General features: G+C 40.0%; 16 protein-coding genes. 12 read left to right on the top strand and 4 right to left on the bottom strand.

Features of this window, described 5'->3' with window-relative positions:
* Positions 1-361: 361 nt before the first annotated feature.
* Positions 362-3,580 carry a TonB-dependent receptor gene (locus HH219_RS19805; RefSeq protein WP_169328418.1) on the bottom strand — a complete coding sequence of 1,073 codons (3,219 nt, stop codon included), beginning with the start codon at positions 3,578-3,580 and terminating at the stop codon, positions 362-364.
* Positions 3,581-3,939: 359 nt separating this feature from the next.
* Positions 3,940-4,557: a LysE family translocator gene (locus HH219_RS19800; protein WP_054455994.1), complete on the bottom strand. Its 618-nt coding sequence runs from the start codon at positions 4,555-4,557 to the stop codon at positions 3,940-3,942.
* Between the two features lie 207 nt (positions 4,558-4,764).
* Between HH219_RS19800 and HH219_RS19795 the strand changes: the two genes are divergently transcribed.
* The 5 genes from HH219_RS19795 to ihfA all read left to right on the top strand — a co-directional run bounded on the left by HH219_RS19795 (position 4,765) and on the right by ihfA (position 10,625).
* Positions 4,765-5,817 (top strand): DUF2066 domain-containing protein, encoded by a 1,053-nt coding sequence (locus tag HH219_RS19795; protein ID WP_169328417.1) that lies wholly within the window; start codon positions 4,765-4,767, stop codon positions 5,815-5,817.
* Positions 5,817-6,527 carry a DnaA inactivator Hda gene (gene hda, locus HH219_RS19790; protein ID WP_170174547.1) on the top strand — a complete coding sequence of 237 codons (711 nt, stop codon included), beginning with the start codon at positions 5,817-5,819 and terminating at the stop codon, positions 6,525-6,527. Before HH219_RS19795 ends, hda begins: the two co-directional genes overlap by 1 nt.
* 418 nt (positions 6,528-6,945) lie before the next feature.
* Complete coding sequence (gene pheS, locus HH219_RS19785; RefSeq protein ID WP_054206789.1) at positions 6,946-7,926, top strand: phenylalanine--tRNA ligase subunit alpha; 981 nt, start codon at positions 6,946-6,948, stop codon at positions 7,924-7,926.
* 15 nt (positions 7,927-7,941) lie between these two features.
* Positions 7,942-10,329, top strand: a complete 2,388-nt coding sequence (gene pheT, locus HH219_RS19780; RefSeq protein WP_054206788.1) for a phenylalanine--tRNA ligase subunit beta — start codon at positions 7,942-7,944, stop codon at positions 10,327-10,329.
* Between the two features lie 2 nt (positions 10,330-10,331).
* Complete coding sequence (gene ihfA / locus HH219_RS19775) at positions 10,332-10,625, top strand: integration host factor subunit alpha (RefSeq protein ID WP_054206787.1); 294 nt, start codon at positions 10,332-10,334, stop codon at positions 10,623-10,625.
* A gap of 71 nt (positions 10,626-10,696) precedes the next feature.
* Here the strand turns inward: ihfA and HH219_RS19770 are convergent, their stop codons facing one another.
* Positions 10,697-11,497, bottom strand: a complete 801-nt coding sequence (locus tag HH219_RS19770) for a DUF2989 domain-containing protein (RefSeq protein ID WP_169328416.1) — start codon at positions 11,495-11,497, stop codon at positions 10,697-10,699.
* Positions 11,498-11,672: 175 nt separating this feature from the next.
* Here HH219_RS19770 and HH219_RS19765 point away from each other — a divergent pair, with 175 nt between their 5' ends.
* From HH219_RS19765 to HH219_RS19735, 7 genes are all read left to right on the top strand, one after another.
* Positions 11,673-13,115, top strand: coding sequence for a glyceraldehyde-3-phosphate dehydrogenase (locus HH219_RS19765; protein ID WP_054206785.1), 1,443 nt, complete (start codon positions 11,673-11,675; stop codon positions 13,113-13,115).
* 208 nt (positions 13,116-13,323) lie between these two features.
* Entirely contained in the window at positions 13,324-14,454 is a 1,131-nt protein-coding gene (locus HH219_RS19760; RefSeq protein WP_169328415.1) for a carboxypeptidase family protein, read from the top strand.
* Between the two features lie 217 nt (positions 14,455-14,671).
* Positions 14,672-16,177: an alanine/glycine:cation symporter family protein gene (locus tag HH219_RS19755; RefSeq protein ID WP_169328414.1), complete on the top strand. Its 1,506-nt coding sequence runs from the start codon at positions 14,672-14,674 to the stop codon at positions 16,175-16,177.
* Between the two features lie 155 nt (positions 16,178-16,332).
* Entirely contained in the window at positions 16,333-16,659 is a 327-nt protein-coding gene (locus HH219_RS19750) for a hypothetical protein (RefSeq protein ID WP_054206782.1), read from the top strand.
* Between the two features lies 1 nt (position 16,660).
* Positions 16,661-16,942 carry a DUF1315 family protein gene (locus HH219_RS19745; protein ID WP_054206781.1) on the top strand — a complete coding sequence of 94 codons (282 nt, stop codon included), beginning with the start codon at positions 16,661-16,663 and terminating at the stop codon, positions 16,940-16,942.
* Positions 16,932-19,613: a DUF349 domain-containing protein gene (locus HH219_RS19740; protein ID WP_169328413.1), complete on the top strand. Its 2,682-nt coding sequence runs from the start codon at positions 16,932-16,934 to the stop codon at positions 19,611-19,613. The genes HH219_RS19745 and HH219_RS19740 overlap by 11 nt, the downstream gene beginning before the upstream one ends.
* A gap of 75 nt (positions 19,614-19,688) precedes the next feature.
* On the top strand, positions 19,689-20,243 hold the full coding sequence (locus HH219_RS19735) for a DUF1439 domain-containing protein (protein ID WP_054206779.1): 555 nt from the start codon (positions 19,689-19,691) through the stop codon (positions 20,241-20,243).
* Between the two features lie 89 nt (positions 20,244-20,332).
* On the opposite strand, the gene HH219_RS19730 is transcribed toward HH219_RS19735, so the two are convergent.
* A complete protein-coding gene (locus HH219_RS19730; protein ID WP_169328412.1) occupies positions 20,333-21,958 on the bottom strand; it encodes an alpha-glucosidase in 1,626 nt (541 codons plus the stop codon).
* Positions 21,959-22,500: the final 542 nt, after the last annotated feature.

Raw genomic sequence — 22,500 nt, 5'->3', positions numbered from 1 at the left:
GTGTAGCATTTGTTATGTGAAAGTAGGTCATCGCCAGGCTCCAAATAAAGAAAGCCCGACTCACTGAGTCGGGCTTTTTTACGTCTGCAGGAAAGTGAAAAAGCGAGCAAGGTGCAAGGTGCAAGGTAGTCAGTGTCGCTCAGGCGTTCACCTGAAAGCAACACACCCCTATATATCGGCTGTCGCGATAAATCACGACCTTGTACTGAGTGAACTCAAATAGTGTGTGTAATACCAATCTGCATAAATATTTGAACAATTTAACGAATTAAATCACGCTATAACTCAGTTAGCTCTTTATTTAACTCGCTAGGGTGGTTAAATATTTAAGTCGATTGGTATTACATCCAAGGTGTTTATTTTAGAATGTTGCTCGTACGCTAAGCGCAAAGCGTCGATCAGTCGTGAAGTTTAATGCTTGCGTTCTTGTTCCGGCTTGATCCATCTGGTATTGAGTTTTGGTTTCAGTTTCAAGCAAGTTACTTGCTTCAATACCAACTTTCCAGTGATCATTAATCGTGTAGTAGAAGCTGGCATCCATCATGCCAGATGCCTCAGCATAAGCTGGAACATATTCTTCTGACTCACGTAAAGTAAGTAAATACTCAGAGCGCCAAGTATAAGCAAGGCGGAATGAAATATTTTCGTACTCATACATACCAATAATATTCATGTTTTGATCTGAGTAACCCTGTAATGGTAAACCACTAAATACACGAAAGGTGTTTCTAGTATCTGCAATTGGATTACCGTTTTCATCAAAACCTAAAGTACCTTCTGAAATATTATTAGGATCTTCTAAACCATTTTGATCGATATAAGTGTAGTTAAATTGTAAGCCTAAACCACTGAATGCGCCTGGTAACATGTCATAGAATTGAGAGTATGAAAACTCAGCTCCACGGATTGTGCCTGATCCTGTATTGTCTGGCCCATACGCAGATACATCGTACTCCTCACCATTAAAATTAACATCAAGATCAAATGATTTATTACGAATAATATTATCTAATTTCTTATAAAATAAGCCCACAGTGATATAACCAGCAGGTGCGAAGTACCATTCTGTGGTTAGATCAGTATTAATAGATGTTTCAGGCTCTAAGTTTGGATTGCCTGATAGTGCGGTGAGTTCTATATTATCAAGTCCAACAACGGGGTTGTTTATTTCATCAGAGTCCGCGCCAGGGGTTTGTAAACGACGAGTATAATCTAGATTGAGAATGCTAATATTACGGGCATCAACTAAGCTTGGGTAAAATAGCGCTTTTGAAGCGCCGAAACGAACAACGACATCTTCAGAGACACCAAAGCTTATATTCAGGCTAGGTAAAATAGTGCTGTAATCAGTACCTTCAACGGTACTTAACTGAGACTCACCTGTAGCAATATCATAGTAACGTTTATATTCAGGCTGTTGCATAACAGCATTAAGAGATGTTCCTGGATCGCCGCGTTTGATAGTTGCAGGCTGTACAAATGCTCCTGTGGATTCCAATTGATAATTGACGTAGCGTAAACCAATGTTACCTACAATTGGTATATCTTGTGCAATAAAATCAAAATCACCGCGCACGTAAAGTTCGTTACGCTTTTCATTTGTTGAACTAATGTTATGTGCTGCATATGGGCCTTCGACCCGATTTGGCTTGTCTGTATAAGGAACGTAAGTACCACTACAAACGCCATTATTAGCGGCGCTATTTGTTGCGTTGTGCCACCCATCTTTACAACCTTGACGTAATGAGTTTGCGTAGTTTTTGACTAACTCCATGCGTGGAAATAAGAAGTTATTTACATCGCCTTGTAACACTTGACCATTATAGTAATCAGAAAAATCAACACGTTCAAATAGTTCTGGTCTATTTATAGCTGATGCAGCATTTCTATCATCTTGGATCCAAGGAGTACCAATGGCAGACCAACCCTCGTAGGCGGTGTCTCGTACTGTTAGGTCTTTGTCTGAAAGATATAAACCTGCTTTAATATTGGTAAATACGCCATCAAGCTCATAATTCAGATCTAATTTAAAACTATCAGCTTTTGCAGTATTGTGTTCTTTTTGCTCCATACCACTGCCTAAGAATAAATTAGGTACGGGTCCATTCCAATCTTCGTTAGGTGACCAGCCAGCGGTCATAATATTATCGCTTAAAAACTCTACTGTTGGTCGAGAGCCTCTCATATCGAGAAAGTATGGGGATACTACATGAACATGGTTGCCGCGTGTCTGACCAGACATACTATAATTATTTAAAAATTTTTCTGAACTTATATGCTGATAGTCAAATTCAACGGTTAAACGGTCAATGGGCTTTATCGTTAGATTGAATGAGGTATCCTTCACTGTGTTTTCGTTTTGATTCCAACGACTGCGATAGAAAAAGGGAGTCTCAGGGCTGACACCCAGTGCGATACCTGAGGTTACGAATCCATTATCAGTTATTAAAGGATGGCCACTAGCTGCATCGTCCATCCAGTTTTGTGATGATCCCATAAAGCTTTTAAAGCCTTGTGCTGCTTGACCTATTTGACGTTCATTCCACTCAAGTGATGCTTTTGAATTGATGTGTTCTAGTGTAACCACAACAGTGTCATCACTACTTGCCCATTGCAGGGATGATGTGAAACCTGTTCGTTTACGGTCGTTGGTCGCTGTACTCATATGTATTGCTGCTGGCACATGCCAGACACTGCCTTCTGGTTGGCCTGGTAAGGCCGGACCATCTACAGGTGAGCTAGGATCAACGCCTGTAATTCCACCCCACTGATCGGTTGTTGGTAAAAATGAATCGCCACGAGAATGGAAGTTTCCTATACCTACACCATCACCTCGGGTTTTATATTCAGATTTTGATCCTGCAATCAAAAAACCAAATTTACCCATATCTGTTTCCCAGTTATCAGAAAACAATGCGGAGAATGAAGGAGTCGTTTCATCACGGAAGTCGCTGTAGTTTGCTTTTGCATTAAAAGATATTAATTGTTCTGTAGAATCAAATGGTTTACGAGTAATGAGGTTTACAGTACCTGCAACACCACCGGATATAAGATCAGCCGTTTGATTTTTAACTACTTCTATCGCACCTAGTAGTTCCGCAGGAAAGTCTTCATAACTTAAACCACCAGAAGGGTTTGCACTAAATGCATCACGGCCGTTAACTTCTGAACGAACGCGATCCAGCCCGCGTATAAGTACACCAGTCCCTTCATCTGCATAGTGTTTAGGATCATCTGAAGAAGCGAACCTTTCGATTGTTACACCCGGCACACGTTGCAGAGCTTCGGTAACTGATTTATCGGGGAGGGCACCAATATCTGATGCTGTTATGACATCTTTTACTGTATCAGCATAGCGTTTTAAATTTTGAGCGCTAAATATGCTTCCTCGGATCCCAGATACTTCAATTACTTCGATAGAGTCCTGCTTTTTCTCTGTGATGACATCGCTGTCATTTTGTGGCGCTGTTTGACCCAAAACTAATAGTGGGCACAACCCGAGGATCGCACATGAAACCGCTAGGCTAAGTGAAGTACGTTTTGTATGTTTATTATTACTGTTGATGACTATTTTAGACATGGTTTTATCTCTTTTTTGCTTTTTATAACCAGTGTAGCCTTGTTCAGACAAAGGACTTACAAAGCTATTTTATTATCGACATTACGGCCCAATATGCCAAATTCATTCGCTACTTCTAATAACCTATTATTTTTAATAAAGCATAAAAAGTAACAGTTATTTAAAGTTGAACTGTTACTTTTTAACATAAAGTGCGAAAAAGTAAACATTTTCGGATTAAATTCTTTTTTATAGTGATTAAGTATTGGGTTTATCAATAACGGATATAGCAAGAGATCCTGCATTATAATTTGGGGGTGGAGTAAGATAATTATAATTTTGCTTTATGCGGCAAACATTCAGCTGGCCAATTAATGTAATTAGCCAAGAGCTAGCCAAATTCCTACGCCAATCATTAAACTACCAGCTATTGCATTCATCCATTTTATATTATCGCCCGTATTTAAAAATAGGCGTAAACTTTTACCGCCACTTGCATAGGCAATCATACAAATAAACTCGCTGACCATAATGACAGCAACGAGAATACATAGTTGAGGTGCTATCGCCTTGTTGATGCTTATAAAAGGAGGAAGCAGAGAAATCATAAAAGCCCAGCCTTTAGGGTTTGCTATGGCAGTTATAAAACCTTGCATGAATAGGGCTTTATGGCTTGCTTGGGCACGCTTTTCATCATCTACAGTAAGTTTAGCTTTTGCAAGCCACATGCTAATACCGATATAGATTAGGTAAGCACCACCAATCCACTTCAAAATAGCGAATATATTAGGGTAGTTAAGCATAATGCTCGCGACCCCCAAGACTGCAGCCACGGCGACAAGTGCGACACCTAAAACCTCACCATACATCATCCACATTGTTTTGCGTACGCCAATACTCATTCCGAGTGTCATTGCTAAAGTCATGCACATACCTGGCGTGATAGAGACAAAGAAGAAGGTGGGAATAAAAACAGCGAGAATAGCAAAATCAAACATGTTAACTACTTGTAGAATATATTTACGCAAACAATACCAGTTAGTTGTTAGATTAACCACGCTATTTTAACTACCTATTCTTTGATTAAGACAATAGTAAAGCTTGGTAGTAACGTATTTATAATATTGTATTTTAAAATATATTTTTGCTTTGTTGAGTGCTTTGATTTAGGATCAAAAAAGTTTAAATCAAAGAACCAATCACCTGTGTCTAGATTACTAATTGCCATTGCCTCTATTTTTTTGTGTTTTACAGCGACTGCAGTTGAAGTCACTGATCTATATCAAGATGTGCTAAAAGTCACTGATAAATCTCGCGATGCGAGGTTAAGCGCCAGTCGTAAAGCGTTACTTAATGTATTAGTGAAAGTCAGTGGTGACCCTCAAGCGGATCAAAACCCACTCGCGCAGCAACGTAGCAAAGACATTTCAGAGTACATGCTTAAATTTGAATACGATGAAAAAGCAGACGGTGAGCTCAATTTAGTTGTTAAGTTTGAAGCAAATAAAATTAATGCACTTGTTAAAGATCTCGATTTACCGTTATGGGGAACTCGTCGTCCACTGATTGCTATTTGGCTTGCGATCGAAGATAACTGGCGTCGAGAACTTGTTACACAAGAAAGCTATCCGCAGTTAGAAAAATTAATCTATAGCACAGCATCTCGCCGAGGTTTACCCGTTGTAGTACCATTACTTGATTTACAAGATCGTGCATTGGTTGGTATACCTGAAGTATGGGGAAATTTCTCAGAGCCTGTGGAGCAAGCATCAAGTCGATATAGTGCTGAGCGAAGCATCACAGCACGGTTATACAAGCAACTTGACAGCGAAAGTTGGGTTCTAGATTGGCGTTTTACCAATGATGAACTTTTTGAAGAAAATAGACTAACAGGTGATAAGCAACAAACAATCGCTCTAATGATTGATAGCTTAGTTGCAGGCTTAGCTGATGAATATGCAGTGGACCCAAACTTACTTGGGCAAGTAACTCAAGCTGCATTCGAATTAAAAGGTACAAATAGCTTTGTTGATATTGAGCTGGCTAAACGTAGATTACAAAGTTTAAGTGTTGTTACGCAAGTGACAATTAGCGCTCGAACACCTGATGCAGTTCACTTTACGATCAGCCATACAGGCAATATGAGCGACTTACAAAAAGCGCTGAAACTTGATCGCGCTTTTGAAGCATTTGTCGACCCTCGTACATTTTATTCTGTTGTTAAAGATAATTTAGAATATCAATGGATTGGTTTATAATGCAGGCAATGGAGCCAGTGCAAATGGCCTTGCCGGTTACATTGCCGGATGATGAAACGTTTGCATCATATTTTGGTGGTGAAAACTCCCTTGAAGTGAGCCATTTAAAAAATGCGTTTAAGAGTTTAGCAACTACCTTCCAATATACATATTTATGTGGTTTAGGAGATTCGGGTAAATCACATTTGTTGTATGCAACGTGTATTCATGCACAAGAACATGGCTTATCAACCATGTTGCTATCGATGCGAGAAGTGATTGATTTTGGGCCTATGGTACTCGATGGCTTAGATGCACTAGATGTACTATGTATTGATGATGTACATCTAGTAGCAGGAAACGATGCGTGGGAAAAAGCGCTATTTAATTTTTTCAATCGTTTTAATGAGCCAGGTAAATGTTTGGTCGTTACTGCGGATTTGTTACCTGATATGCTCAATATCAGCTTACCTGATCTTGAGTCGCGGCTAAAATGGGGCACGACTTTTCAAATTCGCTCCATGAGTGATGATGATAAAGCAGAAGCCTTAGTTAAACGCGCGAATATGCGGGGGTTAGAATTGAGCGATGAATGTGCGCGATTTTTATTAACACGCTTAAGTCGTGATATGCGCGCACTACTTGATGTACTTGATAAACTCGATCACGCGTCGATGGCCGCACAACGAAAATTGACCATACCTTTCATTAAATCCACGCTACATCTCTAAATTTTCCTGCAAAACAGCCTAAGTTCCCATTTTGCTTATGCAGAATGGGAAAGAATTCAATAAGATTGGTTTAAGGTCTAGAATCTAGTCCTTGCTTTCAGTTATCATTAGCTATTACCAGAGCGTGTTTACCTTTCAGGATTGAAATTTGTTCAACCTAGAGGCGTTTTAATTGCGACGCGAGGACTGCAACATAGTAATTCTATGTAAAGTTTGAGTAACAGTAAAAAAACGTCTTTAGGCAGAACCCGACGGGCAGCGTATGTTTGGTTTTTTTGCAATGTTATTGCACTATTTTGTAGGAAACTACACGACATGTGCTCTGCCTTAACTAAAAATCAAAGACTCAGCTGAAAAATTAATCTCGAAAAGTCAGCACGCTCTAAAGCAATCACCTCTGTGAAAGATCAGGTATCGAATGAACTTAGAAAATATATTAGCGCAAGCACTTGAGGCGGTCGCCAGTGCCAATGAAATAGCGCAGCTTGAAGACATCAGGGTTAATTACCTTGGTAAAAAAGGCGAAATCACGAACTTATTAAAAACCCTTGGTAAAATTGCTCCTGAAGAACGTAAAGAAGCGGGCCAAGTAATTAATCAAGCCAAACAAGACGTACAAGTTGCGATTAACGAAAAGCGCGAGTTACTTGCAAGTAAAGCACTTGAAGAAAAACTAGCCGCTGAAACAATTGACGTAACTTTACCGGGGCGTGTAATGCCAACAGGTGGATTACACCCAGTAACTCGTACAATTGAACGCATTGAGAGCTTTTTTGGTGAGCTTGGTTTTGAAGTTAAATCAGGCCCTGAAGTTGAAGATGATTTTCATAACTTTGACGCGCTAAATATTCCAGAGCATCACCCAGCGCGTGCGGATCACGATACCTTTTACTTTAATCCAAAATTAGTTTTACGTACGCAAACCAGTGGTGTGCAAATCCGCACTATGGAAACAGAGCAACCGCCACTGCGTATTATTTCACCAGGGCGTGTATATCGTAATGATTACGATCAAACCCACACGCCTATGTTCCATCAGGTTGAAGGCCTAATGGTTGATACAGATGTAAGCTTCACAGAGCTTAAAGGCATTTTGCACGATTTCTTACGTAACTTCTTTGAAGAAGACATGGAAATTCGTTTTCGACCTTCATTTTTCCCATTCACAGAACCTTCAGCTGAAGTAGACGTAATGGGCAAAGACGGTAAATGGTTAGAAGTACTAGGTTGCGGAATGGTTCACCCTAATGTACTTAAATCTGTGGGCATTGACCCAGAAAAATACACAGGTTTTGCCTTCGGTATGGGCGTTGAACGCTTAACCATGCTGCGCTATGGTGTAAACGATTTACGTGCGTTTTTCGAAAACGATTTAAAATTCCTTAATCAGTTCCGTTAAGAGTGAAAATATAACATGAAATTTAGTGAAAAGTGGTTAAGAGAGTGGGTTAACCCTGCAATTGACACGCAGGCTCTTTCGGAACAGTTATCGATGGCCGGCCTTGAAGTAGATGGCGTAGAACCTGCAGCAGCGCAGTTTACCGGTGTTGTTGTTGGTGAAGTGGTTGAATGTGGCCAGCACCCAGATGCAGATAAACTACGCGTAACAAAAATCAATGTCGGTGGTGATGAGCTACTAGATATTGTATGTGGCGCGCCAAACTGCCGCTTAGGTATTAAAGTTGCGGTTGCGATGGTAGGTGCTGTTTTACCAGGTGATTTTAAAATTAAAAAAGCCAAGCTTCGTGGTCAACCTTCTCACGGTATGCTGTGTGCGTTCGTTGAGTTAGGGATTAGCGAGGAAGGCGATGGCATCATGGAATTACCAAGTGATGCGCCTATTGGCACCGATTTACGAGAATACTTAAGCCTTGATGATAACATCATTGATGTTGATTTAACGCCTAACCGTGGTGATTGCTTAGGCATTAAAGGTATTGCGCGTGAAGTAGGCGTACTTAATAGCATCGACGTCAAAGCGTTAGAAATTCCAGCAGTGACGCCAACAATTGATGACAAAATATCAATTGAGCTAGTAAACGAAGAAGCATGTCCACGTTATTTAGGCCGTGTGATCAAAGACATTAACCTAGACGCAGAAACACCGCTGTGGATGGTTGAAAAGCTTCGTCGCAGTGGCGTACGTTCAATCGACCCCGTAGTTGATGTAACTAACTATGTGTTACTTGAACTTGGTCACCCAATGCATGCGTTTGATTTGAGCGCTATTGAAGGCGGTATCAAAGTACGCAGCGCTAATGCAGGTGAAGAGCTCGTTTTATTAGATGGTAATACCGCTAAACTAAACGAATCAACATTAGTTATTGCCGATCATAACAAAGCATTGGCAATTGCGGGTATTTTTGGTGGCGAGCAATCTGGCGTGACAGATAAAACGTCTGATATCTTATTAGAAAGCGCATTTTTTAATCCTGTTGCAATAGCTGGGCAAGCCCGTAGTTACGGTTTACACACAGATGCATCGCATCGTTATGAACGTGGCGTTGATTTTGCGCTACAACATGATGCAATGGAACGTGCAACTGCGTTGTTACTTGAGATTGTCGGTGGTGAAGCTGGTCCTGTCGTGGAAGCGGTAGCTGCAGATAAACTACCTAAAGTGACAGAAGTTCGTCTTCGCCGAGCGCGTTTAGACCGTGTTATTGGCCACCACATTGAAGACGCCAAGGTAACGGATATTCTGACTCGTTTAGGTCTAGATGTAAAAGTTGAAAATGAAAGCTGGAGTGCAGATGTACCAAGTTATCGTTTTGATATTCGCATTGAAGAAGACTTAATCGAAGAAGTTGCCCGTGTATATGGTTACAACAGTATTCCAAATGTTGCGCCAACGGCTAAACTAAAAATGACGACTCATAACGAGGCAACTATTGCGGTTAATAAATTTCGCAATACTTTAGTGACTCGAGGTTATCAAGAAGCAATCACTTACAGCTTTGTTGACCCTAAAGCACAAGCTATTTTACACCCAGACAGCGACGCGCTTATTTTACCACACCCAATTTCGATAGAAATGTCGGCAATGCGTGTCAGTCTGATGCCAGGTTTACTTGCGTCAGTCATGTATAACCAAAACCGTCAGCAACCGCGTATTCGTTTATTTGAGCATGGTCTTAAATTTTTACGTGACGAAAATGCAGAGAATGGCGTAAACCAAGTAGCAGTTATCGGTGGTGCGATTACCGGCCTTGCTCATGGTGAACATTGGGTTGAAGAAAAACGCACTGTTGATTTTTATGACCTAAAAGGTGATGTTGAAGCATTACTTTCATTAACTAATGATATAACACGTTTTGAAATCAAAGCTGAGCAATCGGATGGCTTACATCCTGGTCAATCTGCAGTGATTTATGTTGACGGTAAAAAGGTTGGTTTCTTTGGTGCAGTTCATCCGCAAGTACAAAAATCGTTAGATATTAATAATGCGACTTATGTGTTTGAAATAGAAATGTCAGCCATTGAGAAAAGAAATTTACCAGAGGCAGTAGGGGTATCTAAGTTCCCTTCAAACCGCCGCGACATCGCTATTTTAGTGGAAGATCAGGTGAAATCTGGCGACATTTTATCAGTGATAGAAAAAGTTGGCGGAAATCAATTGGTTGACCTAAACTTATTCGATGTGTATAAGGGCAAAGGTATTGAGCCAAATTACAAGAGTTTGGCGATTGCTCTAACACTGCAAGCGGTTGATAGAACACTCGAAGAGAAAGATATCAATCTAGTAGTTGATAACGTGGTGGCCGCACTGGCCGAACAGTTTAATGCATCGTTGAGGGACTAGATATGGCGCTTACTAAAGCCGACATAGCTGAACACCTATTTGAAAAATTGGGGATCAATAAAAAGGATGCCAAAGATTTAGTTGAAGCGTTTTTTGAAGAAATCCGCTCAGCGCTTGAAAAAGGCGAGCAGGTTAAGCTCTCTGGATTTGGTAACTTTGATCTTCGTGACAAGAAAGAAAGGCCTGGCCGTAACCCGAAAACAGGGGAAGACATTCCTATTTCGGCGCGACGAGTTGTGACTTTCCGACCGGGTCAAAAGCTCAAAACCCGTGTTGAAGTTGGCACGGGCAAATAGATTAAAAAAGGCAGCGCAAGCTGCCTTTTTCTTTTGTCTTAATTTATATTATAAATTGATTAAAGTACGATTCAAAAATCACGTGGTGATACAAACTGTCCAGTCTGAATACTCTCAAAAGTTTGCTCCGCTAAAGAGTCTAGACTATTTAAACTTTTCCCTGATGCTGTAAGCTGATGCTCAATTGACATTATATCAATATTTGTTATCCCAGAAAGCTGTGCAATTTTAGCAAACGTATAAGCGTGCTTAAATTTTTCATGCTTATTGAATAAACTCACAAGCGTTGTGTAAATTTCAGGGTTGGGGATTTGATCGGGCTTATTCAGCTCTAGAGTCTTGTAGAGCAGATCAATCGTTTTTTCTTCATCAAATTTAATATAATACGTTGCTAAAAAAAACTGCATCTCAGCATCTTCAGTCACACTTGGTTGATCTTCGATGGTTAATAACTTTGTTAATGCAGATTGGTCATTATTGCGTGACCAATGATAATAAAGTAACCCTGGGTGATTGGTATTTTTGGTATCTTGAAAAATTCGCGTTATTTCTTTAATACTGGTTAAGTGGCCTTCCACTCGGGAAGTGGTTTTTTCTTTTAGTTTAATATGTTCAATTTTTGCGGCTAACGATACACATTGGTCGTATTTTTCAAACCCTTTTAATAACGCGTATTTATTTTTATCAGTGGGTTCCTTGTATTCATAGTAGCGCGCCATAATCACATCAGCCCGCTGTTCTTTACAATGACTATCTTTATTTAAATCATTACATAGTCCTGGAGTATCCTTACACACTTGGGCAAGTGTTAATGGTTCTTCACAGCCTGTTAACGCCAATAAACTTAGTAATATGCTTGCTCTTAGTAACATTTTTTAGCCTCTACATCATCTCTAATATGATTCTAGCGTAATGAATTGATCTCTAACAGTGGAGAATAAAGTTAGTTTAAATTAGAATAGCTGTGCCCAATAGGATGCATTGCTCTCAAAACTCAATATATCCTTATGGCTATCCGTTCAAAAATTGTTTAATTAGGTAAATAAAATGACCTCATCTCACGAGTTAGAATACACAAATAGTTGGCAAGAACGCCAAGATTATGCTGAAAGCATGCAACCTATCATTGGTAAGCTTTACCGTAATCGCGGTATTGAAATCGCTGTATATGGCCGTCCTCTCGTAAATGCCAGTACTATTGAGATTATTAAATCTCACAAAACTGTTGCCCAGTTTGAAGGCACTAAACTACGTTTACGTGAAAGCTTTCCGTTTCTTGAAGCTATCGCTAAAATGGATTTAAACTCAGCACGTATCGATATTGGTAAACTTGCATACGGTTATTTATATAATGATGCAGCTAAAGGTCGTTCAGTTGAAGAATACTTAAATGATGAACTTGCTGAAATCATCAACTCACAAGCAAAAGAGCCGCGTGATGTTGTTTTATACGGTTTTGGTCGTATCGGTCGTTTACTCGCTCGTTTACTAATTGAGAAATCAGGTCCTTACGCTGATTTACGTTTACGTGCAATTGTTGTGCGTGGCGGTAAAGATGGCGACCTTGAAAAGCGTGCAAGCTTATTGCGTCGTGATTCAATACATGGTCCTTTTAATGGTTCGATTACCATTGATAAAGAACGTAATGCAATTAAAGCAAATGGTAGCTACATTCAAGTTATCTATGCTAACTCACCAAGTGAAGTTGATTATACTGCGTACGGCATTGATAACGCACTTATCGTTGACAATACGGGTATCTGGAAAGATGAAGCAGGCCTTGGTCAACATTTAGAGTGTAAAGGCGCTACAAAAGTATTATTAACAGCACCAGCTAAAGGTAATATCAAAAACATCGTATACGGTGTTAATAACCAAGATATTCTACCTGAAGATAAAATTGTGTGTGCGGCCAGCTGTACAACCAATGCAATTACACCAACATTAAAAGCGTTAAACGATAAGTTTGGTATCAACAATGGCCATGTTGAAACTGTACACTCGTACACCAATGACCAAAACTTAATAGATAACTATCATAAAGCAGACCGCCGTGGTCGTGCCGCAGCGCTTAATATGGTAATTACTGAGACTGGCGCAGCAAAAGCCGTTTCAAAAGCACTACCGGAGCTAGAAGGCAAGTTAACAGGTAATGCAATCCGTGTTCCTACACCAAACGTATCATTAGCTATTTTGAACTTAAACCTAGCGACCAGCACCACGGTTGAAGAGTTAAACTCGTTCTTACGCCATGCTGCGCTTCATTCAGATTTACGCGATCAAATTGATTACACAGCGTCTACTGAAATTGTATCTACCGACTTAGTAGGTAGTCGTTATGCCGGTGTTGTAGATTCAACAGCAACAATCGTTGATGACAACCGTATTGTACTTTACGTTTGGTACGATAATGAGTTTGGTTATAGCTGCCAAGTTGTACGTTGTATGCGTGATATGGCAGAGGTTTCATTCCCAAGTTTGCCACGTTAAGTAATTACAGTCGTTAATTCATATTGAGCCAGCATTTGCTGGCTTTTTTAGTCATGAATGTTTTTTCAAAACCAAAGCCATGTGGTAGGCTGTATCTAGTTTGCTACATTTTAATAACAAAGCGTCTTTAACATGAAGGCGTTGTTGAATTTCTAATCTAACGCATTATTTGTTAGGAATTAATTTTTTAATCTATAGGTTTATTTAAATGAAAATCACCAGTAATTTTGACAGTGGTAATATCAAGGTCATTGCCGCGACCGATCCACTTAATATTCAACTTGAGATCAATAAAGATCATCAATCTGATTTTTTTCAGTGGTTCCATTTCCGTCTTGAGACAACGCCTTTTCAAAGCCATAAACTGCATATTAATAATTTAGAAAACTCAGCTTACCCAGATGGTTGGGATGGTTACCAAGCTGTTGCATCGTACGATCGCCAAACATGGTTTCGTGTACCTTCAAGTTATGCTGATGGCACATTATCTTTTGAAATTGAACCTGAGTGTGGCAGCGTCTACTTTGCTTACTTTGCACCATATAGCTACGAGCGTCATTTAGATTTACTTTCGTGGGCGCAAAGTCAAGAAGCATGTCAGCTTGAAACATTAGGCGAAACACTGGATGGCCGTGACATGAGTGTCTTGCGCATTGGTGGAGAGAGTGACGAAAACAAAAAAACGATTTGGATCACTGCACGTCAACACCCAGGCGAAACAATGGCCGAATGGTTTGTTGAAGGGATTTTACATAAGTTATTAGATGATGAAGACCCACATGCAGCTGCATTGTTATCAAAAGCGGTTTTTTACATCGTACCAAACATGAACCCAGACGGAAGCGCACGGGGTCATTTGCGCACTAATGCCAAAGGCGTTAACTTAAACCGTGAATGGCAAACACCAAGCATGGAAAATAGCCCTGAGGTGTATTTAGTGCTTAATAAAATGCGCGAGACCGGCTTAGACATGCATTTAGATATTCATGGTGATGAAGCAATACCGTATAACTTTGTTGCAGGAAGCGAAGGTATTCCAGCGTACGATGCACGCTTAAAAGATTTAGAAGATAGCTTTAAAGCGGCATTGCTTGTTGTGACACCTGAGTTTCAAGATGTGCACGGCTACCCGAAAGATGAGCCTGGACAGGCAAACTTAACGGTAGGATCAGCTGCTGTTGCACAAGAGTTCAATGCGCTTGCTTACACCGTAGAAATGCCATTTAAAGATAACGATGATTTACCTGATCCAGATTATGGCTGGTCAGATCGTCGCTCATATCAATTTGGTCAAGATACTTTAGCGGCAATTGTTAATGTTGTTGATAAATTAAGATAGAGTAAACTTGAATTAGGGCATCGTTTATTGATGCCTTAATGTTTAAAAATATCAAAAATTAATAGATAACAATCGTAGAGTATTTAGGCTAATATTTATTATATCAAAGGGACACTCAGAGGACTCTTCCTCATCTCTTTCTATAAAAGGTAGCGGATTCTGGGTAATAAAGAACAGAATATCGTTAAACAATAATAAAAAATAATAGAGGATATCCATGGAAGCTTTTGTAAGCGCTGTTAACGGCGTTGTTTGGAGTAATGCACTCATCTATCTATGTTTAGGCGCTGGCCTATTCTATTCAATATTAACCCGGTTTGCTCAAGTTAGGCATTTTAAAGAAATGTGTAAATTGCTGTTTAGCCCTAACACATCTGATACCGGTATTTCATCGTTTCAAGCATTAGCCGTGTCATTATCTGGGCGAGTTGGAGTTGGTAATATTGCCGGTGTTGCTGCCGCGATTGGCTTTGGTGGGCCTGGCGCTATCTTTTGGATGTGGGTTGTGGCCTTTTTAGGTGCCAGCACTGCATTTGCAGAATCAACATTAGGGCAAATTTATAAAACAGAAGAGGATGGCCAATATCGTGGTGGCCCAGCTTATTATTTTGACCGTTGTTTAGGCCAAAAGTGGCTGGCTATTTTATTTGCCGTATCGGCAATTATTGCCTGTGGTGTTTTTCTACCTGGCGTACAGGCAAATGCCGTTGGTAACGCGTTTACCCAAGTATTTGGCGAAGGTACAATGGTCAGCACTAGTTTTGGTGACGTTGGTAGTTTTAAGTTGGTTGCATTAGCGATTATTCTTATTGTGCTTGCTTTTATCATCTTCGGTGGCATTAAACGTATTGCAAACTTTACCCAAATTGTCGTGCCTTTGATGGCATTGGGATACATTGTTTTAGCGTTGATTGTGGTGTTTTTAAACATTGATAAAGTACCTGGAATATTTGCTTTAATTATTAGTGATGCCTTTACAGCACAGGCTGGCTTTGGTGCTGCTATTGGCTGGGGTGTAAAACGCGGTATTTATTCTAACGAAGCTGGGCAAGGTACGGGGCCACACGCCGCTGCTGCCGCAGAAGTTGACCACCCAGCTCAGCAAGGGTTAGTACAAGCGTTTTCTGTTTATGTAGATACACTTTTTGTTTGTACAGCAACAGCCTTAATGATTTTAATAACACAGCAATACAATGTAGTGGGTGAACTACCTGCAGGGCAGTTTATCGTACAAAATGTTGATGCTGCGACAGAGATAGGTTCAGCAGCGTTTACCCAAATGGCGTTATTTAGTGTGTTTGGTAGTTTTGGTCAAGCGTTTGTTGGTATCGCATTGTTTTTCTTCGCATTCACAACAATATTAGCGTATTACTTTATTGCAGAAACTAATGTTGCGTATTTAAATCGCTACTTTAAAGGCGCAATCCCACTGGTATTAGTGAAGCTAGTGATTATGTTTATGGTGTCGTATGGCATGGTTAATAACGCGGGCTATATATGGACCATTGGTGATATAGGTGTTGGCTTAATGGCGTGGATTAATATCTTGGGTATTTTGGCAATATTTTTCGTGGCGAAGCCGGCTTTATTATGTTTACGTGATTTTGAAGACCAGAAGAAAGCGGGTGGAGCTATCAATTTTGATCCAGTTAAACTCGGTATCAAAAATGCGACTTTTTGGGAAAAACGTTTAGCTAAACAGCAGCAAGACGATAAATCATAGACACTGATAATTTAGCGTGATTTGTTTGTTGAAATAAATGTCTAGGCAATGACTGCAATTGAAAAAAGACAACGACAAATAAAACACGTACAATAAAGGGCGCCGCAAGGCGCCTTTTTTATGCGTAGATTTTTATGCGAAGTATGGAGAGAGATATGGCGATTGTTCGTTGTCCTAGTTGTAATAAGTCAATATCCGATAAACACCAGCAGTGCCCTCACTGTGAGAATAATGTAGCTGAGCTTGATGGCGAACAACGCCAGCAGCTGGCACGCGAAAAACGAATTCAAAAACAACAAATGTTTATGAATTATTCTTTTTTTGCACTGTTCATATTTTTAGGTGGATTCTTTAGTTTATACTTTTTACATCCAGAACCCGAAACCCCACAGTGGTACGCATGCACGGCAGCCATTGCTATCGGTTGTATTTGGTATTTAATAAATCGCGTTATCTTAGTGACTCTTAAAAAGAAAAAATGACATGAACATCGACAATCTCGTAAAAACAATTACCCCAGAATTATTTGAACGATTACAATATGGTGCCGCAACAGGCAAGTGGCCTGATGGTACAGTACTAAGTGATGAGCAAAAAGCGCAAACAGTCCAGTTAGTCATGCTTTATCAAGCAAAAGTAGCCCAATCTAATGAGCAATTTACCATTGGCTCAAATGGTGAAATGGTGCAAAAAACAAAAGCACAATTGCAAAAAGAATTCACCGCAGACAACGAAATAGCAAGGTTTAGTGAAAATGATCTTTAAACACCTTTTTACCCCGAAATGGAAGCACCCAAAGCAGCAAGTACGTCTAGATGCAATTGAAAAGCTAGATGTAGAACGTGATGCAACAATTTTAAATACATTGGCACTAGATGATAGTTCCGCAGAAATCCGCAAAAAAGCCTTAAATAAAGTCAATGATTTAGTGTTGTGGTGGAAAGCGTACAAGCAAGACCAAAGCTTAAAAGAGTTAGCAGAACAGCATATTTCAAGTGCAGTATTAAACGCCGAAAGTACGCTCGACACGCAGATTAAAAATGAATACATTGAACGTTTCGCACCAGTAAAAACACTTGAAAAACTCGCCTTTGCCGAGAAAGAATTACAAGTAAGAGTTAAATTACTAAAGCGCTTATCAAATCCTAAGCTGATAGAAAAAGCCTTTAAAGAAGGCGGCAACGAATTGCAATTGCAGTTAACGGAATTAGTTATAAATCATCAATTGACAAAAAGCTTAGTAAAGTATGCTCACGGTGAGGCACACACGCTACTACAGACACATCTTGATAATGAACGTTTAGCATCTGTTATGCCTGTTCAAGTGCAAAATGACACGCGTGTAGTGCTCGCTAAACTTAATGCATTGCGTGAAAAGCAAGACTATGGCGTTGTGTGTGAACAAAAAGAGTCACTTATAGCACAATGGCAAGCGATAGAGCTAACATGGTTAAACCCAGAGCAAATTGCAATACTAGAAGAAAAATATCAGTCATTGACGGCTAAATTGAATGTGCATTTAGTTTTATTAAAAGATCAGCATGATCAACAGCAAGCGATTTTAGCGCAAAAACAGCGCGAAGTTTTAGCATTGGCAAATCTTGAAGCACTTAGTGAAGAAATTGAAAATGCACTGCAGCTTGGTCTTGAAACACCAGAACAAATTCAACAAGACTGGCTTGATGCAAAAGTTGAGCAAGCACAAGCGGTGATAGCACAAAGCAATCTTTCAAATAGCGAGCATAAAACAAAAGTGGTTGCTAAGTTACAGCAATTATTTAAACAAGTTAGCCAATTACCAGCACTAAGCCAAGCGATCAGTGATTATAGAGTGGCATTAACAGCCCTGAGTGATTTGAGCACTGAAGTTGATAAAACAAATTTTGATGCCGCGACTGCGCAGTTTGAGCAAGCATTTAAAGTGGCCAATGCGCCACTTAAGCAATTACCTGTATCATTACAAGCGCCTTTTAAAGCGCAACTTAAAGAGCAAAAGTTACAATGGCAGCAAGGTATTGCGCAATTAAGTAATGAATTAACAAAAAACCAGCAGCAGGCGAGCCGAAAAGCGCGCGATGTTAAACGTCTAATTGAGCAAGGCCGTTTTAATGTGGCATTTGGTGTGTTTAAAGGTTTTACGGAGCTTTATGACAGCTTAACACCGGGTTTTCAGGCGCAGCTTGAAAAGCTTAAAGCGGAACTTGAGCAGCAGTTAGCAGATGCTAAAGATTGGCAAAAGTATGCGTCAGCGCCAAAACGTGAAGAACTGTTAGCTGAATTAACGAGTTTGTTAGAGCAGCCATGCACAGACCCAAAAGCCCGTGCAAATGAGGTTAAGGTTTTTCGCCGTCGTTGGAATGAGCTAGGGCGTTTAGACACTGAGCAAGAGCAACAACAAGGTAAAGAGTTTGATGACATGATTGAGCAATTATTTGCACCATGTCGCGAATACTTTGCACTGCAAGAACAACAGCGTGAAGCAACTAAGCTTGAACGTGAAGCAATCATTAATCAAATGCAAGCACTTGCGCAGGCAGACACCAGCGCCACTGAATTTGATTGGAAAGAGTTTGAAAGCCAATATAACCGCATTAATAAAGTCTGGCGCAATGCCGGGAATGTTGAGCCAAAAGTATACCGTGCATTACAAACACAATATAAAGCACAACAGCAGCAAGTATTTAATGCACTAAATGCATTTCATAGAGGCAATGCGGCTGCAAAAAATGAGTTAGTTGAGCAAGCGCAGCAGTTATCAGTCAGCGATGATTTAGCTACGGCTTGTCAACAATTAAAAGAACTGCAACAGCAATGGCAGGGAATTGGTTTTGCAGGCGTAAAAGCTGAAAATGCTTTATGGCAAAAATTTCGTCAATTTAATGATTTAACCTTTGCTAAACGCAGTGATGAGTTTGCGCAGCATAAAGAGCAACAAACAGCGGATAACGCAGTTGTTGCGGCGCAAATTATTGAACTAGAAGAAGCTTTACCTGCAGTGAATCAAAAAGCACAGTTGCTAGATTTGCGCACTAAAGTAACCGCACTACAAAGTAGTAAAGAGTTAGGCAACCGCATTAAAAAATTATTGGCTAACATAGATGGCAAATTAGCGATCCTGACTGAACAAGCTGCTAAAGCTGATTTTAGTGCGCTATTTACGGCACTTGAAAATCAGCAAGTTATCCCTGCTCAATGGCAAGGTAACGCAGATACGCATTTAACAGCTGCGCAATTATTAGTGAGAATGGAAATTCTTGCCAATGTGGCAAGCCCTGATGGCTCATCTCGTATGGCTGAACAAGTTGCCATGCTTGATGATAAGCATCGTGGCGAACAAGCTGATTTGCACTATTATTTAAAGCAGCTATTAGCGCTCAGTCAAGGTTCAGTTGACAGTGACACACTAGCACGCTTAAAAACGGTTTTTAGCGTTTAGTGGCTAAATGCGTTAAAGAATAAAAAAGCCGCCGTTGTGCGGCTTTTATTTTTTTATCCTCGAAAAGGAAAAATCATGAAGTATATTGTATTAATTGCCTGTTTATTTCTCAGTGCATGTAACACGACCCAAGGTGTCTCGTTTTATTCATTTACGAGCAGCGAAATTGAGTCAGCACTGAATCAACAGCTTCCTAAACTCAGTGAAAAAGTGCGTTTAATGGGCTTACCAGTGCAATTTGATGTGAACGATTTAAGCGTTAATGTTGGCCCCAATAATCGCGACGTAGTGATACTTGGGGCTGATTCAAGTGCTGTTATTAATGCGTTTGCACTTAAGTATCCGGTACGTTTAAAGTTGCAAATTGAAGGTGCGCCATTTTACGATAGCGAGAAAAAAGCAGTTTTTTTACGTGACATAAAATTGCTGGATTCAACCATTGATGCAGGTGGTTTTAAAGGTAATCTAGCCGTTTTAAATGATGAGGCCATGAATGTCATTAATAGTTTTTTAGCTGTAAATCCAGTGTATAAGTTAAACATGAATGATCCAAAAGTCGCGTTATTAAGCAAATTACCTTTAGATATGAAAGTCGTTGAAGGTGCAATTAAGCTAGTGCCTCATATGTAAAAACACGAGATTAACTAATCTGAACTCGGATTATAGTATAAAAAAGCCCTGATGATCAGGGCTTTTTAGTGTACTTAAAAGTAGGAGAATTAACCTATGCTTGCATAAAAACAGCCAAAGCCGGGCAGGGTTAACGTGTTTTTATTTACAGTACCGTTATGATGATTAAGCTCACTATGAGGTGTGATATTAATATGGTCAATCTCATAGCTTGTGGTGCTTTGTGCGAGGTTAAATATACAAAGCATAGTTTGACCTGCAAAGCGACGGTAAAAGGCGAGCAGTGGCTCAGGGGTATCGATAAATTCAATATCACCCTCAAGTAATACGGCCTGTGTTTTACGCCATGCCATAAAGTGACGAAATGCATTTAAAATCGAATATTGATCGCTCTCTTGCTCACTTACATTTTGGTTTTTATGCTGCTCATCAACGGGTAACCAAGGCTTAGTGGTTGAAAAGCCGGCTTGCTCGCAGTTATTGTTGTGCCACGGCATTGGTGTACGACAGCCATCACGCCCTTTAAAGTTTGGCCAAAAAGTAATGCCATATGGGTCTTGTAAATCTTCAAAGGCAACGCTTGCTTCGCCTAAACCAAGTTCTTCACCTTGATACATGCACACGCTACCACGAAGTGACGCCAGTAAAGCACTAAGCATCTTACATTGCTGTGGATTTACCTCGCCATTGGCACCCCAACGACTTGCTACACGCTCTACGTCGTGGTTGCTAAATGCCCAGCACGGCCAGCCTTGTGTCATGCGCTCTTCAAGTGTTTTGACGGTAGTACGAATGTACTCACTGCTGTAATCATTAGTGAGTAGTTCAAAACTGTAACCCATATGTAGTTTGTCGCCACCCGCGGTGTATTCAGCCATTGTCGCCAGTGAATCTTCAGATGAAATTTCGCCCAAAGACACAGTCCCAGGGTATTTGTCTAATAGGGTACGAATATCTTGCATAAAGCTGATATTTTCAGGTTGGGTATTGTTGTAATGATGGTATTGAAATGCATACGGATTATCTTCACTAAAACCACGACCTTGACGTTTTTCAGGTGGCTTTGCAGGATTATCGCGCAGCTGTGCATCATGATAGCAAAAGTTAATTGCATCTAGTCGAAACCCATCCACCCCTTTTTTAAGCCAAAACTCCACGTTGTCGAGTACTGCTTGACGTACATCGGGGTTATGAAAGTTTAAGTCGGGTTGTTCAGTAAAAAAATTATGTAAATAATATTGACCCCGACGTGGCTCCCACTGCCAAGCAGGGCCACCAAAAATAGATAACCAGTTGTTTGGTTGCGTACCGTCGGGTTTAGAGTCAGACCATACATACCAATCCGACTTATCGTTAGTTTTGTTTTCGCGGCTATCTAAAAACCACTGGTGTTGATCTGATGTATGACTTAAAACTTGGTCAATTATGATTTTTATATCACGCTGGTGAGCGTGTGCTATCAGCTCATCAAAGTCATTAAGATCGCCAAACAGGGGGTCAACATCACGATAGTCACTAATATCATAGCCAAAATCTTTCATTGGCGATTTGAAAAAAGGAGAGATCCAAATAGCATCAACGCCAAGACTTTTAATATAGTCAATGCGAGCAATGATCCCTTTTAAATCACCAATTCCATCGCCATTGGTATCTTGAAAGCTGCGAGGATATACCTGATAAATAACCGCACCTTTATACCATTGCTGTTGAGCCATGCTTTTCTCCATCGTGACATCAATACCTTAAAAACGTTGGTCGCTTTATAGCTAAAATTTTTTAAGGCGTGTTGTTTTCGTCAATCTTATTTTATGGGTAGGGTTAACTACGCCACGTTATTTTTGAAAAGCATACGTGAAGGCTTAGATACTGTAAAAAGCCTGCATACGTATGCATGCTAAATAGATTATTCTACAGTGCACAGATGCGAGTAATATCAGCATTAAATAACGTAGAACAAGCATCGTTTTAATTATTACCAATTAATATGTTAAAAAAGTTAACATGTTATAAAGTCCAATATGGTGCGGCTTTCATTGACTTTGTATTGTGTTGGTGCAAATGATTATTGGTCTTACCAATTGCCAGGGGTGATATGCAATGCCACAACTAATAATTGAAATTGATAGTTACTTGTATTTTAGAGTGTTATAAGTCAGTTAGTTTTGAATTTACTTATTTAGTATTATGAAATTTGTTTTAGTGCTTATTGCACCAATATATTTATTGTTTACCTCTATAAAAACAAGGTGTTGCCAGT

Origin of the sequence: Pseudoalteromonas sp. NEC-BIFX-2020_015, from assembly GCF_012952265.1 — a bacterium.
Taxonomy (GTDB): Bacteria; Pseudomonadota; Gammaproteobacteria; order Enterobacterales; family Alteromonadaceae; genus Pseudoalteromonas; species Pseudoalteromonas neustonica.
Note: the sequence above shows the minus strand (reverse complement) of the source record. Positions and strands in the feature narration are given on the sequence as shown.

Bases quoted from the DNA above. Each gene is read 5' to 3' on its own strand.
- HH219_RS19805 (WP_169328418.1), bottom strand. From the start codon at position 3,580: ATGTCTAAAATAGTCATCAACAGTAATAATAAACATACAAAACGTACT.
- HH219_RS19800 (WP_054455994.1), bottom strand. From the start codon at position 4,557: ATGTTTGATTTTGCTATTCTCGCTGTTTTTATTCCCACCTTCTTCTTT.
- hda (WP_170174547.1), top strand. From the start codon at position 5,817: ATGCAGGCAATGGAGCCAGTGCAAATGGCCTTGCCGGTTACATTGCCG.
- pheS (WP_054206789.1), top strand. From the start codon at position 6,946: ATGAACTTAGAAAATATATTAGCGCAAGCACTTGAGGCGGTCGCCAGT.
- pheT (WP_054206788.1), top strand. From the start codon at position 7,942: ATGAAATTTAGTGAAAAGTGGTTAAGAGAGTGGGTTAACCCTGCAATT.
- ihfA (WP_054206787.1), top strand. From the start codon at position 10,332: ATGGCGCTTACTAAAGCCGACATAGCTGAACACCTATTTGAAAAATTG.
- HH219_RS19770 (WP_169328416.1), bottom strand. From the start codon at position 11,497: ATGTTACTAAGAGCAAGCATATTACTAAGTTTATTGGCGTTAACAGGC.
- HH219_RS19765 (WP_054206785.1), top strand. From the start codon at position 11,673: ATGACCTCATCTCACGAGTTAGAATACACAAATAGTTGGCAAGAACGC.
- HH219_RS19760 (WP_169328415.1), top strand. From the start codon at position 13,324: ATGAAAATCACCAGTAATTTTGACAGTGGTAATATCAAGGTCATTGCC.
- HH219_RS19755 (WP_169328414.1), top strand. From the start codon at position 14,672: ATGGAAGCTTTTGTAAGCGCTGTTAACGGCGTTGTTTGGAGTAATGCA.
- HH219_RS19750 (WP_054206782.1), top strand. From the start codon at position 16,333: ATGGCGATTGTTCGTTGTCCTAGTTGTAATAAGTCAATATCCGATAAA.
- HH219_RS19745 (WP_054206781.1), top strand. From the start codon at position 16,661: ATGAACATCGACAATCTCGTAAAAACAATTACCCCAGAATTATTTGAA.
- HH219_RS19740 (WP_169328413.1), top strand. From the start codon at position 16,932: ATGATCTTTAAACACCTTTTTACCCCGAAATGGAAGCACCCAAAGCAG.
- HH219_RS19735 (WP_054206779.1), top strand. From the start codon at position 19,689: ATGAAGTATATTGTATTAATTGCCTGTTTATTTCTCAGTGCATGTAAC.
- HH219_RS19730 (WP_169328412.1), bottom strand. From the start codon at position 21,958: ATGGCTCAACAGCAATGGTATAAAGGTGCGGTTATTTATCAGGTATAT.